This is a genomic window from Pseudodesulfovibrio piezophilus C1TLV30, from assembly GCF_000341895.1.
In the GTDB taxonomy this organism is placed as follows: domain Bacteria; phylum Desulfobacterota; class Desulfovibrionia; order Desulfovibrionales; family Desulfovibrionaceae; genus Pseudodesulfovibrio; species Pseudodesulfovibrio piezophilus.
In genome coordinates this window covers 2246785-2261258 of record NC_020409.1, presented here as the reverse complement: position 1 = coordinate 2261258, position 14474 = coordinate 2246785, and the positions used below count along the sequence as shown (strand labels likewise).

Genomic DNA, 14474 nt, shown 5'->3' with positions numbered 1-14474 from the left:
ATCTGCCGAATCGCGTCGTAGACGCCTTCTCTCCATTCCCCCCCCATCGGGCATGGTAAAGACGTTGGTATCTTTAAACCACAATGAGATGAGGTGGAGATTGGGATATCTTTTGTCCGGGAACCGGAACAGTACGGAGGCACACTGGCATGGTCATATTACCCCAAGCCGGAGTGGCATGCAGTTTTCCCCTACAGGGTTTGCAAAGGGGGCGTGCTCCTTTGCCCGCCGGAGGCGAAATCATCCGCTGAATCGTGTCGTAGACGCCTTCTCCTTATACTTCCCGTCCGTGCGGACCAGGTCTTCCAGAATCCGGGCGCTTTTTTCACCGCCATCGAGATAAAGCCCGTGAGGCTGGGGAATGCGATCCAGGCCAGAGGTTATGTGTCCGGCCAGGATGGTTGAGTCGAGGTCGTTATCCAGCAACATGGTGACGATGCCGCGGTCCTGGAGCCGGGTGGTGCGCATGCGTTGTTCCCGATTTTGGAGGAAAGGGTACATGAGACCGTAAGTCCCGGTGGCGAGTAGATTCATGGTGGTATTATAGCCGCCAAGGGAGATGGAAAGATCTGCAGCGTCAAGGTAGTCCGGAAATCGTTTGGTAAAGCGTTTGACGGTGATCCAATCGTGATCGGCGGCAATGGCCTGATATTCGGCAAAGTCCTTGTCCGTGGCATAGGGACCGGTAAAAATACAGAGATGGTGCGGATGGGTGCGGTTGACCAGGGGCGACGCAGCGAGGGTTGCCTGAAGCAGGTTGCTGCCGATGTGACCGCCGCCGACACTGGCCACGATCAGGGAGGTGTCGCCAAGAGCAAGCTCCTGCCTGAGCGCTGCTCCGGCTCCGGGCGCAGGTTTGCGGGCCACGTAACCTGTGTAGTGGACAGGGGGGCGGATGCCTTCGACGCCGGGGAAGGTTTCATCAAGGGTGACGAGGGCGGGGTCGGAATGTACGAGCACACAGTCGAAATTGGGATTGAGCATGGCGTGAACGCGGTTGACCTGTCGTTGCATGTCGTCCTTTTCCACAAGGATGTCACGGACGGAGCAGACTGCCTTGCATGGTCCCCATGAGTTGAAGCCAACGCCTTCCAGGATGGGGAGCAGTTCGAATCGGAATTTTTTGCGCCCGAAGGGAAAAAGTTCCACCAGAAATATATCCGGCCTGTATTTCCGCATGATTTCCTTGAACTGTGCCAGGCGGCGGGTCAGCACGTCTTCCACATCCGTCACGCCTTCCTCAAGGGGAATGAAATTCTTGAAGTCCGGAGTCATCATCAGGCCTGGCAGTTGAATATGGGTCATGTGCGCAGGCGGATCAAAGTCCACTTCGGCTCCACCTGTAACCATGATGACCTCGTGGTCCTTGAGTCCCTTGATGATCTCCAGGCTGCGGAAAACATGGCCGACTCCGAGGACGTGCTGACAGTAGAAAACAATACGCATTTAGAGCTCCATGTTTATTTCGCCCAGGGCAAGTTCATTTTCGAAGCTCTCGATTCGGTGGAGACACCCGGGCTTAATGGGAGGAGTGTCATCGGGCATGAAGTCCAGCCCGGATAAGGCGTAAGTCAGGACTTTGAGCACACCGTTGTGGGTGATCACGAGGACTTTTTTCCCGGCATGATCATCTGCGAACTCCAAGAAGGCATCACAGACGCGCATAAGGACTTCATTACGGCTTTCTCCTGCGGGTGGGCGGAATTCGAAACCTTTGTATTCCTGTGTTTTGACTTGCTTGCGAATTTCGGCCAGCTCTGCCTTGGTCAGACCGGTCCATTGTCCCCAATCCTGTTCCATGAGACGGGCATCCGTATGGAGAGGCAGGGTGCCCAGTGCCTCGTTCACGAGATCGGCGGTGAGCGAGGCGCGCAGGAGCGGGCTGGTCAGAATGCAGTCAAACGAGTTGTCAGCAAGAGCTTTCCCCCATTGGCGAGCCATTTCGCGTCCTGTTTCATTGAGTTCCGTATCGGTGTGCCCCTGGATTCGTTTATCCTGGTTCCAGTCGGTCTGGCCGTGTCTCATACAGAAAAAAGTGGTCATTTATATTTTCTCCCGGAGCGCAATGTCTTCCATGATCTGCTCCATCCTTTTGTAATTATTGGCGGCGTTGTGGGATTTTCGTACTGAGGCCATAGCCTGTCTGCCTAGTTGTTCGCGCAACGGGGCGTCCATGACGAGACGTTCAAGGGCTTTGGTAAAGGCCGGGCGTGAAACCGGCGTGATTAGTCCTGAATATTCATGACGAATGACATTGGGTGCGCCTTCATCGTCCGTGGCCACGGCTGGCAGACCACATTGCTGTGCTTCCAGATAGACCATGCCCACGCTTTCCTCAAGGCCGGGAAAGGCAAAAATATCGCCTGCGCTGAACACACCGGGTAAGTCGGCTCTGTCGACCATGCCAAGGAAGGTGACGTTGGTGCCGAGTCGGTCTAGGGCGAGAGGCTCGATTTCATTGCGTCGTGGCCCGTCGCCCGCAATAACGAGTTTTAGATCCAGCCCCGCATCCATGAGTTCCGCGCAACTTTCGATGACCCAGCGAAGCCCTTCGGTCTTGACGCCGTAGCGCATCATGGCCGCAGTCATGATGACCGGGGTTGTGTCAACGTGCCATTGTTGCCGCCACTGCCTGCGGGCTGTCTGGTCACGTCTGAATAGGTCGTCCGGCAGCCCCGGTTTGATGTGGGTGTACCTGTCGTCGGGGAGGTTGAGCTTGGCGCAGCCGCGCAAGTCGTTGACACGGTTGCAGAAGATGTGATCTGCGCGAAGCATGGCGCGCTTGTTCAAGGCATAGCCCGGCCAGGATGCAAGGTGTTTACCCCGGTTTTTGGCATAGGAAGCTTGAAAGAGGCAGTAGGGGATGCCGAGTCGGGCAGAAACCGTTGGGCCGAAAATGTCAGGCACTTTATAGTAGGAACCGTAGGTTAGCCAGCAATCAGCCTGGCGGGCCTGTTCGGTCATGCGACGCATGGCTCTGATGGCGGCAGGCCAGCGGGATGGAGAAGTGGCTATACCTCGTGCCGGGAAGTATTCGACAGGTATGACGGTATGTCCGAAGCCCCGGAAGGTATCGACCAGATCACGGGCAATGGTGACATCACCGGAAACGGATGCGTGGGTTATGGGCTTGAACGGGGTGCAGAATGCGATTTTCACGAAGTGGCTCGGAGGTTGATTGTCTTTGTTCCGGCATACACCAAAGTGGTCGGGAGGTACACTGTGAGGCCCCCCGTTCCGGTGCTTATATCTCGGACCAGACCCGGAAGACATGGTCGATGACCGCGCGCATGACAGGGTCCTGGTCACGCCGCTTGAGGCAGACGAAATGCAGGTCGATGGACAGCCCTTCAAAGGGGATGGCATGGACAATGCCTATGCGGTTGGCGATCATCAGTTCGTTTTCGCGCATGAAGGAGATGCCCCTCCCGGCAGCAACCAGAACGCGGATCACTTCGTCTCCGTCAACTTCCAGAGTGTTGGTCGGTTTGATGCCAAGGGCGTCGAAAAAAGGTGAAATAAGCTTTTGCACCGGGTTGTCACTGGGGTCCATGATCCACGGCAGCTTGGCCAGAGCTTCAATCCCGCCGTCAATGTGCGATTTCCAGATATCGGGAACAGCGACATAGAAGCGGGTCGTTTCCAATCGGACTCCGTGGATGTCCTTGTGATTGGGACCACCAAAGATGAATCCGCAGTCCAATCGGCCTTTGCGAATGGCATCCTGTACGGATGTACTGGCGCTTTGCAATATTTGAAGCGTGATCTTGGGATGTTCCTCTCCCAGGGAATTCAGCAGGGGGACGATCCGCAGATATTCGGCATCGGTATTCAGGCCGAGAGACAGGTCCCCGACCAGTTCGTCCCCCATGCTGCGTGCTTCGAGTCTGAGCTCCCGTTCGGCGTGGAGGACGGTTTCGGCCCGGCGGCAGAGGCGATGACCCGCTTCAGTGAGTTGCATTCCCTTGGGCGTCCTGATGAAAAGGCGGGTCTCTAACTCTTCCTCAAGGGCTTTGATATGCGCGGAAACAGTGGGTTGACTGGCGTGTAACCGCTCGGCAGCCCGTGTCAGATGCCCTTCTTCCGCAACCACCACAAACGTCTTCAACTGATAAAGTTCCATAACTGCCTCATTCTGTTCCCTCTTTGAAACACGATTATCATAACCGATGAAGAACCGTAACACCATCAGAAATTCTGAAGAAGTCGATCGAATTAAACAATTGGATTGATCTTCATTGCTTCCGTAGATGTTCAGTCATGGAAAAGCGTTTGGCGCTGAATGAATTTTTGAATTCGGAAGGAGGAGAATATCATGAGTATGGATTGCGACACCCGTCTGTCAATGATGGCCCTGCGTGAGCACGCTCAGCAGAATCGTGTGCCTCGGCGCATCTCCTCCACACGCCGTATGAGCATGGCTGCCACAGCCACGACTGTGGCTGCTCTGGCTTCCCTTGCCCTGACGCTGTTTACCAGAAGCGCCTAAATATTTCGGAGGCCCAGAGCCTCCACATCAAGCGGGTATTGAACCGCTTCTACCCGGATACATCATCCTTTCCGTCCGGGTAGGAGCGGTTCTTTTTTTGTCTTCGCAATTGATATATGCGTGAACCTGCTGCATTGTAGCGGCAGGAGTTACTATGTATCAGGACCAGTTGAAGATGGATATCGTGAATTCATCCCTCATGCGCAAGGCGGTTTATGACCTTGTTCCGGCAAAGACGTCCCGGATTTTGGACGTTGGTTGCGGGCGTGGCGGGCTTTTGCTCAGGCTGCAACGAGATAAACAGTGTGCAGAACTTTTCGGCGTGGACATGGATCGGGATGCCATCGCCCAGCTTCGTCGGTACATAGACTACGCCGCTGTAGTGGACATAGAGCGCGAGCCGATCCTGCCGGATGAGTTCAAAGGGTATTTCAATCTGATCATCATGCACGACTTTGTCGAGCACCTTTTTGACCCGTGGTTGACGCTGACCAGGGTCAGGGAATTTTTGGCTCCCGGTGGAAAAGCCATCATTTCCACGCCCAATTTCCATTACTGGAAATTGCAATACGAAATTCTGTCCGGCCATTTCCCTTATGGGCATGGGCTTTGGCACGGCGGGCATATTCGCTGGTACACTCCGTCAAGCTTGCTTACCCTTTTGAGCATTGGCGGGTATCAAGTCGATGATTATATGCTTGAACTCCCCGGTGAGGCGAATATCGATCAATTGTCATGTTCAGCCCCTCTCTCCACCGTTCATTATCCTCCGGTCGAACTGCAACCGAATTATCCGGGAAAGCACGTTTATTCCTCTGATTACAGGCGGAATATACGTCCTTATTATCCTGCTTTTTTCGGTATGAAGCTCATTGCTGTCTGTACCAAGGGGACGCTTTTCTGGGAGCCGGTCCCACTGACATATGATTGTGAACGACTTTCGCAATTGACCCTTGCGGTTGAAAATCCTTTCAGCATATTCTGCCCTCCCCCGATGAAGCTTGTCAGACCTCTTGATTTTCCATTTGAATCAGGTATTTAAAATAAAAGTAGTAATTATTATCATTTTTTTCTTGAATACTGACTCAGACTTCGATACATATTGTCTCGAACGAATCAACCAACGTTTTTAAGGAGATCTTATCATGAGCAAGACTTTGGAAAATCTGAAAGCGGCTTTTGCCGGAGAGTCCCAGGCCAACCGTAAATATCTCGCCTATGCCGACAAGGCTGAAAGCGAAGGCAAACCAGGTGTTGCCAAACTGTTCCGCGCTGCCGCTGCTGCCGAGACCATTCATGCCCACGCTCATCTGCGCCTCATGAAAGGCATTGGCTCCACGGAAGAGAATCTCAAGGATGCCATTAGCGGTGAGACTTACGAGTTCAATTCCATGTACCCGGAAATGATGGAAGATGCCAAAGCCGAAGGCGAAAATGCCATTCTGCGCTACTTCGGATTTGCCAATGAAGCCGAGAAAATCCACGCCGAGCTGTACACTGCTGCGCTTGAAGCTGACGATGACAAATTTGCTGATGCAGATTTCTATATCTGTAGCGTCTGTGGACACACTCAGGATGGCGAACCTTCCGACAAATGTCCCATCTGCGGTGCTGCTCCCAAAGCGTACAAGAAAGTCGACTAAACCGACCTTTTTCATGATCTCAAAGCCTCCCCCCGGTCTGATTTTCGGGCAGGGGGGCTTTCTTATGGCCCGCCGGACGATTCCGGCGGGCTGACTTTCGTTTATAACCAGGCGTATGGCAGTGGACTCTAATCCGGCAAACGAGTATCAGGAAACCATGGGTAAGTTTGAAAGAAATCTCAATATGGGGGATCAATGATCCATTATTGCAAGGGCAAGTATCATAGCGGCGGGGTTTCCCTCAATCCGTCAGCCCCGGCTTTTCGTTATGGCACAGGCTTTTTCGAGACAGTCTGTTACAATGGTTTCACTCTCTGTCATCTTGACCTGCATCTTGACCGATTGCTCCATGCCCTGCGTACGTATCGCATCGAATACACGGCTATTGATTTCCCTGCGGTCATCCGTGAGGTGCTCAAGCTCAATGGCCTTGAGCGGGAGTTTGCCCGTGTCAGCATCTTTTACCCTCTTGATGGGAATGATGCCCATCCTGTGGTGCAGGCGGTTCCTTTCAAGCGCAAGCCATACAAGGCTTATCGACTCTGCCTGTGCGAAGAGCGCCATGTGTCCGATCTGAATGCCCAGAAGACGACCAGTTCCATGTTTTTTCATCTTGCTCTCAAGCAGGCCCGTGCCAAAGGGTTTGATGATGCCGCATTGACTGATTTTGATAACACTCTGCTTGAGTCCACCACCGGGGCCATTGTCCTGATGCGTAGCGGAGATTTTCATATGATGGAGAGTCCTTACCGCCTACCATCCACATCATTGGAACTGGCGGAAAAGGTTATTGAAATTCTACCTCGGCGTGTGAATGTCGATGACCTCTGTCAATATCGCCATGCCTATCTTCTCAATTCGATGATCGGTATGCGCCCAATCGTTTCCATCGGCGAGACAGGCTTTGTCCCGGATGAAGAAACCTGTCGGGATGTGACAGCCTTTGTTCTCGACGAACCAATCTAGGCTGGTCTCATTTGTGGGGCGATCGGACAACAAAAGCCCCGATCGCAACCGATCGGGGCTTTTGAAAGTTCTATTCTCTGTTTTTAGCTAGAGACTGGCGGCGGCCTTTTCTACAGACTCCACAAATCCTTGGCGGGCCTTGTGAATCTTGGAGGCGAGTTCTTCATCCTGAAGGGCGAGAATCTGTGCGGCCAGCCACGCTGCGTTTTTCGCGCCGACCTTATCCAAAGCCACGGTGCCGACCGGGAATCCCGGAGGCATCTGTACGGTGGCCATCATGGCATCCATGCCGCCGAAGGCCGAAGCCGTCAGGGGAACGCCAAGGACAGGCTTGATGGTTTGGGCAGCAACCGCTCCGGCCAGGTGCGCGGCCAGTCCGGCTGCACAGATGAAGACCTGACAACCGGTTTCTTCGTACTCCTTGACCAGTCGTGCAGTCCGCTCCGGGGTTCGGTGCGCTGATGAAATGGTGAAAACATGATCCACACCCAGTTCTTTGAACAGGTCGGAACACGGACGCATCTTTTCTTCATCGGAAATGGAACCCATGAAAATGACAACCTGGGGCATTGCTCTCTCCTCAATGTCTCGTGTGATCTTATTTGAGCCGCTTCAAACCTTTGTCAGCAATGTCGCGGCGGTAGTAGCTCTTGTCGAAATGAACTTTTTCCACGGCCTCGTATGCACGCTTCTGAGCATCAGCCAAGCCATCACCCAAGGCGGTCACGCACAGGACGCGGCCTCCTGCTGTCAAAATCTCGCCATCGGCGAAAACTGTCCCGGCCTGAAAGACCTTCACTCCTTCCATGGCATCGGCGGCGTCAAGCCCGGTAACAGGCATTCCTTTTGGGTAGTCGCCGGGGTATCCCTCAGCGGCCATGACAACGCCACACGCCGTCTGTGCAGTAGACGTCACGTCAACCTGATCGAGTTTGCCATCAATGCAGGCAAACATGATCTCCAGCAGATCAGTCTCAAGCCGCATGAGCAGTGGCTGGCACTCCGGGTCGCCAAAGCGAACATTGTACTCCAGTACGGAAGGACCGTCTGCGGTGTATATAAGCCCTGCATACAGCACGCCCTTGAAGGGTTCGCCCTTGGAAGCAAGGTGCCTGAGAATCGGCTTGATGCAGAGTTCGGCGGTTTCTTCGTATTTTTCTTTGGGCAGGATAGGGGCGGGGGAATAGGCTCCCATGCCGCCGGTATTGGGACCGGTGTCGCCTTCAAAGACGGCTTTGTGATCCTGGCTTGATGGCAGTAGTGCGTAGTGCAGACCGTCGCAAAAAGCGAGGAAGGAGGCTTCTTCTCCTGCCAGTGTTTCCTCAATGACGACCCTGTCTCCTGCGGAACCGAAAGCCTTTTTGACCATCATGTTTTCCACTGCCTCAAGGGCTTCTTCCTCAGTTGTTGCCACGATGACTCCCTTGCCCGCTGCCAGACCATCAGCCTTGACAACGATGGGAGCGCCCTGTTTCTTGATGAAAGCGACAGCGGCGTCATATTCGTCAAAGACACGGAACGCGGCCGTGGGTACACCTGCATCGTGCATGACATTCTTGGAAAATGCTTTGGAGCCTTCCAGATTGGCGGCATAAGCACTGGGGCCGAAGCATGGAATACCTTCCTGCCGAAGGGCGTTTTCCAGGCCGAGCACCAGAGGCAGCTCCGGGCCGACAACAACAAGGTCAACCTCTTCATCTCTGGCGAGCGCCACCAGAGCCGGGATATCATCATCCTTGATCGGGAAGTTCTCGCCGATCTGGGCAGTGCCGCCGTTGCCCGGCGCGCACAGGATTCTTTCGACCTTGGGATTAAGCGACAGTTTCCAGCATAATGCGTGTTCACGTCCTCCGCCACCGACAACCAATATCTTCATGGAAAGCCCCCTTGTGTGTTTTGGGATGCTCACGATGTAAGGAAATTCGGCCGAATTATCAAGGAAGATCAGGCTCGATCTCGTGCCGAATAGGCTTCTACCCGTGACATTCAGGCAAAAAAACAGGCCGCTTTCCGGTTGTCGGAAGGTGACCTGTTGGATATCTTTGAAACGTATGACCCGGAATAGAGTCAGATTTTGCTTTTGACCTGCCGGAAAAATTCCTGAAGAAAATGGGGGCTGGTCTGCTTGTTGTTGACGTCCAGTCCATCAAGCAGCACCACAAGGTTGCCACGAGGAGTCGTGGTGGACATGAAGTAGAGCGCATGCGTGTCTCCATCAGGGGCGACCATGGTGAAAATCCAGGTTTCATTTTCCCGTTTCCAGAAGGCCTGAGAATCTCCCGCCTCTTCGGCCTCATGGAGAAGAATCTCCAGGAATCCTGCGAGAGACAGTCGTCCCGGAACTCCAAGGAACTCACCCTGATCATTCATGATAACAATGGGAGTCTCCAGAAAGGCGTCGGATGGGCGCTCCATGTTCGCAGGCATTTCAGTGGTGTCCTTTTCAATAGCATAGGACTTCACTTCGCCTTCCCGATCCGTGACGTTGACAATCTTGCGAGCACGCATTTTCTGTTCTGTGGGCTTTGGTTCGGGCGTTTGTGCTGTGGCAGATTGCGGTCGAGGTTGCTGGGAATTGGCAGACAGAAGTTCGGAGAACATCTCCGTGTTTCGAGTCTCGATTTCGACCAGTCGGGCAACGGCGTCCTCCAGCTTTTGTAAGCGTTGTCCAGCCTTGGCCTGGGCAGTGGCCAGCGAGGCCATTCCCTGCATCATTTGCCCTGCGGTCGCGAAAAATTTTTCCAGGTATTCCTCTGAAACAACACTGTGCGGAGCGGATGGCGTTCGTTGTGCGGATTTTTGCGGAGCCGTTGGGTGTTCTGCAAAGTTCTCTTTCAGGGTTTTTCGTGTTTCGCGCACGGACATGCCTTTTTCAAAACAGTCGCGGATGGCGAGGCAGACATCTCCTGCTTCCTTCTTGAACCGGATGGGTTTGCCACGGGTCAGGACAGGAATAAAGCCGGGAAATTTGCGTCGGTAGCTTTTGATGGTGGTTTCGGAAACCAGGCAGAGGCGGGCCAGGTCCTTATGAGTATAGGTGTCTTGCATGGCGTGTGCTCGCTCGTGGGGTTGTATGAATTTTTTTTCGTGTGGCCAGTTGAACGTCTCTGGGCCATGGCGTGCGTCCGGAGTCCCAGATGCAGGTCGCCTGCTTCAGGCGAGGGGCCATAGCGAGAGCGGAGTGTTTCCGTGTGCCCAATCTGAGACTGATCCGGGTGGGAATGGAACCAAAGGCGAGCCGAATCATGCCGTCCTCCTTGTTCATATCGTCACCAATCGTCACCCTTGTTTTGCAAGGGCAATATGTCAAAAGAAACTTACCGATTTTTATCTTGAAATTGTCCGAAGGTCAAGGAGAGTCGTGCTGACCGCGTGCTCTCAGTTTCCTGGGCGTGGTGTTGGAAGATGCATGGCAATGGCGCTGTGGATTCGGCGCGAAGCATTTTCGTTACCCACAAGGCCGACCCGGACAGTGATTCTGATCACGTTCTCTGCTTTGAGGTCGAGGGATATGTGGACGCGATCACCAGAGAGAACTCCCTCGATGGTGCCGGAGGTCGTTTCCCTGGTTTCCCGTGTGACGGGAATGGACAGGTCGGCACAGGCGTTCAGCGACGCGGCGAAGGCTGTGGGCAGATCGGTTTCATAGTTCCCTTGGGTTTGCCCATCAATATACACATATGTGCCCAGAGCAGCGGCACTGCCTGCGATGACCGCGCCGCATCCGGCCATGCAGGCAAGAAGGACTGCAATCGATATCAGAGAGAAAGAAGCGCGAAGCATCCTCATGGTCACTGATTTTTCAGCGGGTTGAAGTTGATGGCGATGACATCTTTTTTCTTCACCTCAGTGATCTCTGACTGGTAGGAGCCGGGTGGGGTGACGCGAAAAGTGTAGGTGTCGTAGCTGTCATTGCCAAAGTAGAGGGCGGCACTCGTAAATTTCAGTTCTTTTTCGTCCCGTGTCGTAATCACAACGGTGCGTGGTTCTGGGAAGGTGATGGATTTCCATCGGCGCAGGTCTTTTATTCGTGTGAGGCTGATGACTGTGGAGGAGCGGTCATTGAGTTTGCCGGAAAGATAGACGTAATATTTCCCAATGGGTTCCAATTGGGTCAACTCAAGGACTGTTCCATCGACAAGGCGAATATCGCCGAGGGGATCGAGATTGATGGCTTGAACATCGAACGCGTCATCATCTTCCTGATCCGCCTGGGAGGATTGGTCCTGGCTTGTGGCCTGGGTTTCCGTGTCCGAGGTCTCCCCGGCTGGGGTGTCGCCGCCGTCAATGGGGGCGTCCTCTTTTCCGGCGCAGGCCACCAGTGTCAGGAGGAGCAGGAAGGTCAGGAGCAGTGCTGCCGAAGTGGGGATTCGAAATTGGTATCGCATGGGTCTTGTCTATCAGGTAATGGATGGGGAATCCAGCCTCGGGATGCATCTTCCGCGCTTGGATGCACCGGGCAGGAAATCTGGACCATGCTTGAGAGACTCTTTTATGAAAGCAAGAAAACGGATATTTGCAGGATATCCCGGAGTCGGCTACATATCATCGATATTTGAAAATACAATTATCAATATTCACAATGGATTCAACATGATCTCCACCATATCCTGCGCTGCCCTGATGGGCATTGATGCTTTCAAGGTTCAGCTCGAAGTCGACTTTTCCCGTTCCGGCATGCCATGTTTTACCATGGTCGGTCTTGCCGAGGGCGCAGTCAAAGAGTCCAAGGAGCGTGTTTTTTCTGCTCTGAAAAACTGCGGATTCAAGGTGCCTCCGGCTCGTATTACGGTGAATCTCGCTCCTGCCGATGTCCGCAAGGAAGGGTCGGCATATGATTTACCCTTGGCCATCGGTATCTTGTGCGGCATGGGAATCATCGGCAGGGAAGCCGTGCAGGGATGGTTCCTCGCGGGAGAGCTGTCCCTTTCCGGTGAACTGAAACCGGTGCCCGGCGTGTTGCCTTTGGCTCTGGCTGCCCGAGAGGAAGGCGGACGTGGGATCATCGTCCCGGCAGGTAACGGCAGGGAAGGAGCCGTGGTCACTGATCTGGAGGTTTTTGGCGCACAGACATTGTCCGAAGTCGTTTCTCTTCTGTTGGGGGAAAATGTCCCGGAGCCTGCAACCGTGGATATTGATACTCTGTGGAACGAGCGGCAGGATTTTCTTTCCGATTTCGCCGAAGTCAAAGGGCAGGAACATGCCAAGCGCGCCATCGAGATTGCAGCCGCTGGCGGGCATAACCTGTTGTTCATCGGACCTCCCGGTTCCGGTAAGACCATGCTTGCCAAGCGAATTCCTACCATTTTGCCTCCCCTTCATTTTGATGAAGCGCTGGAGGTGACCAAAATTTATTCCGTGGCCGGCCTGTTACCCAAGCAACAGGCATTGATGGTCACCCGCCCTTTCCGAACACCGCATCATACCATATCGGATGTCGGTCTCATCGGTGGGGGGTGTGATTTTTTGAAATTGTTGCGACATTTTGAAATTAGCTGCGACATGTCTTTCCAAATAAGGACAACAGATGATGCCACATGTTTTGAATGTGGCATTTTTCATTAGGAGGATCTAATGCCTTTCGATTTCAACTATGAGTTTGACCGGATACAAAGCAGTGTTGTTTTGAAGAAATCGTTATTCGGGAATGATCGTGATTGGATCGTTTGGTGGTATTCTGGGATCAATAAAAGTAGTAGGGCAAAAAGTCAGCCTTATGTGTGGGTTGCTTTCAAAGAAATAGTCGGCAACCAGGTAAGCGAGGGAGTACTCTACCGTAGAGTCCTGTTAACCAGCCTTGGAAGTCTCCGCTTGGGATCAGTCTGGCGTCATGGGCGATGTCGTAAAATTGCACGTTTTGAAGAGAGAACATTCGAAGTAAACTTTACAAATAACTTTTGGCACACTTCTTTTGATATGGTGGATGGACTGGACTATTGGTACCGCCCATTTGATCAGGGTAAATATCCTTTGCATTTTGAAGGTGACAAAAACATAAACTTGCAATTCAAGGCAATTACGGGAGAGTTGATCTCTATTCCAAGCTTAGAGTTTTTTTCAAGAATGTATGGTGCAAGCGAAGAGGTAAAACGAGTCATAGCAACATATGGAAGAGAAGAATGCAAAAGAAGGTTCTTCAGAGACCTAAAGCAGCCCACTGATGAAAATGTGTGGAAAATCGCAAGACGTAAGAAGTTTCGAAAAAGTGACAACGCATTCCTTGCACACTTATTTTATGATCAACGGACCAAAAGTGCCTCCAAAAAAATCTATTCTCAGATTGAGTCTGGCTATGACAAAGATGCAAAAAAACCAGAGCCAATCTTTATAGAGGTTGATCCTTGGTTTGTTGGTAAAACCAAGCTAATTTTAAGGGGAATATCTTGCGATAATGGTAACGCCTTTCTCGGTCTTCAAATAATGGGCTATGACCTTCCGTTAGGTAAACCGATAGTGTCGTTGTTAATGAATAAATATGGGGAACTTCAGCAAGAGCCAGTAGATGATGATACCGGAGGAAAGGGACGAGTTAAGCTTGAAATCATGACTCCCCCTGATGAAGCGCATATAACAGATGATTCCGAGCCGAACCAAGGAGGGTCAATTGCCGAAATACAAAACCATGAGATGAAGATTGGCAACCCTGGGAGAGTAATTATTGAAGAGGTCGAAGAAGCCAAGGAAAGCGATGTCCAGGATTGGTACGACGATATCACCTCAACAGAGTTCTCAACGGACGAGCCTCAAGGCACAGGTGGCGATATTGGATTTGCATCCATACACAACCCCACTACCATGGAGTCAAAAGGAAAGTTGAGAGATGTTTGGGACGCTTTGCTTTACTTGAAGGAATGTTATCCAGATAAAGTGTCATCGGTGCAGTGGTTTACCATAGAAGATGGTTTCAGCTCTGACGAAGATATTGCCCTGATAGCTATTAAGCCGTTTAGGGATGACGATGAAGTAGAGGCCGCCGTCAGGAGCTGGGTGTTTCTTGATGCAAAGAAGAAAACTTGCCCTCGGGGATTGTTGGTTGTCAGAATAGTTGTGCAAAATGTCCCTATTTATATTGTCGAGATTCAGAGGAGACATGCTGTCGTAATGGGGAATGCTGGTGAATCCACCATTGAAGAAGAGTCACTGACCGGACTCGTTTTTACCTTATATGATCAGAACAATCTTGAGTCTTGGTTAAGGCAGTTACGTGATGAAATTCGTTACGCAAAAGGGGTCTTTAAAAAAGTTAAAGATCTTTGCCCTGGAGAGTCTGATTTTTTCAATCACTCTAAGGCCAAAGATCAAAGCACCCCTGAAGAAGCCTCCGTGAGGAATGCACTGAGAAAAGTAGGTGTGACCCTCTAGCGTGGGCAATTTTT

Annotated in this window: 14 protein-coding genes and 1 pseudogene; 6 read left to right on the top strand and 9 right to left on the bottom strand. The window is 52.4% G+C overall.

The window, feature by feature from the left end:
* Positions 1-240: 240 nt before the first annotated feature.
* The 4 genes from BN4_RS10700 to BN4_RS10685 all read right to left on the bottom strand — a co-directional run bounded on the left by BN4_RS10700 (position 241) and on the right by BN4_RS10685 (position 4123).
* A complete protein-coding gene (locus BN4_RS10700; protein WP_015415407.1) occupies positions 241-1446 on the bottom strand; it encodes a glycosyltransferase family protein in 1206 nt (401 codons plus the stop codon).
* Complete coding sequence (locus tag BN4_RS10695) at positions 1447-2043, bottom strand: histidine phosphatase family protein (RefSeq protein WP_015415405.1); 597 nt, start codon at positions 2041-2043, stop codon at positions 1447-1449.
* Complete coding sequence (locus BN4_RS10690) at positions 2044-3159, bottom strand: glycosyltransferase family 4 protein (RefSeq protein ID WP_015415404.1); 1116 nt, start codon at positions 3157-3159, stop codon at positions 2044-2046.
* Positions 3160-3244: 85 nt separating this feature from the next.
* A complete protein-coding gene (locus BN4_RS10685; protein ID WP_015415403.1) occupies positions 3245-4123 on the bottom strand; it encodes a LysR family transcriptional regulator in 879 nt (292 codons plus the stop codon).
* Positions 4124-4315: 192 nt separating this feature from the next.
* On the opposite strand from BN4_RS10685, the gene BN4_RS17745 reads away from it, so the two are divergent.
* The 4 genes from BN4_RS17745 to BN4_RS10670 all read left to right on the top strand — a co-directional run bounded on the left by BN4_RS17745 (position 4316) and on the right by BN4_RS10670 (position 7098).
* Entirely contained in the window at positions 4316-4489 is a 174-nt protein-coding gene (locus BN4_RS17745; protein WP_015415402.1) for a hypothetical protein, read from the top strand.
* A gap of 154 nt (positions 4490-4643) precedes the next feature.
* Complete coding sequence (locus BN4_RS10680) at positions 4644-5531, top strand: class I SAM-dependent methyltransferase (protein WP_015415401.1); 888 nt, start codon at positions 4644-4646, stop codon at positions 5529-5531.
* 103 nt (positions 5532-5634) lie between these two features.
* Positions 5635-6132 carry a rubrerythrin family protein gene (locus BN4_RS10675; protein WP_015415400.1) on the top strand — a complete coding sequence of 166 codons (498 nt, stop codon included), beginning with the start codon at positions 5635-5637 and terminating at the stop codon, positions 6130-6132.
* 195 nt (positions 6133-6327) lie between these two features.
* A complete protein-coding gene (locus tag BN4_RS10670; protein ID WP_015415399.1) occupies positions 6328-7098 on the top strand; it encodes an aminotransferase class IV in 771 nt (256 codons plus the stop codon).
* An 87-nt stretch (positions 7099-7185) separates the two neighbouring features.
* Here the strand turns inward: BN4_RS10670 and purE are convergent, their stop codons facing one another.
* The 5 genes from purE to BN4_RS10640 form a co-directional block, all read right to left on the bottom strand.
* Positions 7186-7668: a 5-(carboxyamino)imidazole ribonucleotide mutase gene (gene purE, locus BN4_RS10665; protein ID WP_015415398.1), complete on the bottom strand. Its 483-nt coding sequence runs from the start codon at positions 7666-7668 to the stop codon at positions 7186-7188.
* A 28-nt stretch (positions 7669-7696) separates the two neighbouring features.
* Positions 7697-8974, bottom strand: coding sequence for a phosphoribosylamine--glycine ligase (gene purD / locus BN4_RS10660; RefSeq protein ID WP_015415397.1), 1278 nt, complete (start codon positions 8972-8974; stop codon positions 7697-7699).
* Positions 8975-9165: 191 nt separating this feature from the next.
* Positions 9166-10146 carry a MerR family transcriptional regulator gene (locus tag BN4_RS10655; protein WP_015415396.1) on the bottom strand — a complete coding sequence of 327 codons (981 nt, stop codon included), beginning with the start codon at positions 10144-10146 and terminating at the stop codon, positions 9166-9168.
* Positions 10147-10476: 330 nt separating this feature from the next.
* Positions 10477-10887: a DUF3568 domain-containing protein gene (locus BN4_RS10645; RefSeq protein ID WP_157871354.1), complete on the bottom strand. Its 411-nt coding sequence runs from the start codon at positions 10885-10887 to the stop codon at positions 10477-10479.
* Between the two features lie 2 nt (positions 10888-10889).
* Positions 10890-11486: a hypothetical protein gene (locus BN4_RS10640; protein ID WP_015415394.1), complete on the bottom strand. Its 597-nt coding sequence runs from the start codon at positions 11484-11486 to the stop codon at positions 10890-10892.
* Between the two features lie 205 nt (positions 11487-11691).
* Between BN4_RS10640 and BN4_RS10635 the strand changes: the two are divergent.
* Both BN4_RS10635 and BN4_RS10630 read left to right on the top strand, forming a co-directional pair.
* Positions 11692-12555, top strand: a pseudogene (locus BN4_RS10635) (YifB family Mg chelatase-like AAA ATPase); the annotation flags it as partial.
* A gap of 117 nt (positions 12556-12672) precedes the next feature.
* Entirely contained in the window at positions 12673-14460 is a 1788-nt protein-coding gene (locus BN4_RS10630; RefSeq protein WP_015415392.1) for a hypothetical protein, read from the top strand.
* Positions 14461-14474: the final 14 nt, after the last annotated feature.

Coding starts and splice junctions, on each gene's coding strand:
- BN4_RS10700 (WP_015415407.1), bottom strand. CDS start 1,446: ATGCGTATTGTTTTCTACTGTCAGCACGTCCTCGGAGTCGGCCATGTT.
- BN4_RS10695 (WP_015415405.1), bottom strand. CDS start 2,043: ATGACCACTTTTTTCTGTATGAGACACGGCCAGACCGACTGGAACCAG.
- BN4_RS10685 (WP_015415403.1), bottom strand. CDS start 4,123: ATGGAACTTTATCAGTTGAAGACGTTTGTGGTGGTTGCGGAAGAAGGG.
- BN4_RS17745 (WP_015415402.1), top strand. CDS start 4,316: ATGAGTATGGATTGCGACACCCGTCTGTCAATGATGGCCCTGCGTGAG.
- BN4_RS10680 (WP_015415401.1), top strand. CDS start 4,644: ATGTATCAGGACCAGTTGAAGATGGATATCGTGAATTCATCCCTCATG.
- BN4_RS10675 (WP_015415400.1), top strand. CDS start 5,635: ATGAGCAAGACTTTGGAAAATCTGAAAGCGGCTTTTGCCGGAGAGTCC.
- BN4_RS10670 (WP_015415399.1), top strand. CDS start 6,328: ATGATCCATTATTGCAAGGGCAAGTATCATAGCGGCGGGGTTTCCCTC.
- purE (WP_015415398.1), bottom strand. CDS start 7,668: ATGCCCCAGGTTGTCATTTTCATGGGTTCCATTTCCGATGAAGAAAAG.
- purD (WP_015415397.1), bottom strand. CDS start 8,974: ATGAAGATATTGGTTGTCGGTGGCGGAGGACGTGAACACGCATTATGC.
- BN4_RS10655 (WP_015415396.1), bottom strand. CDS start 10,146: ATGCAAGACACCTATACTCATAAGGACCTGGCCCGCCTCTGCCTGGTT.
- BN4_RS10645 (WP_157871354.1), bottom strand. CDS start 10,887: ATGAGGATGCTTCGCGCTTCTTTCTCTCTGATATCGATTGCAGTCCTT.
- BN4_RS10640 (WP_015415394.1), bottom strand. CDS start 11,486: ATGCGATACCAATTTCGAATCCCCACTTCGGCAGCACTGCTCCTGACC.
- BN4_RS10630 (WP_015415392.1), top strand. CDS start 12,673: ATGCCTTTCGATTTCAACTATGAGTTTGACCGGATACAAAGCAGTGTT.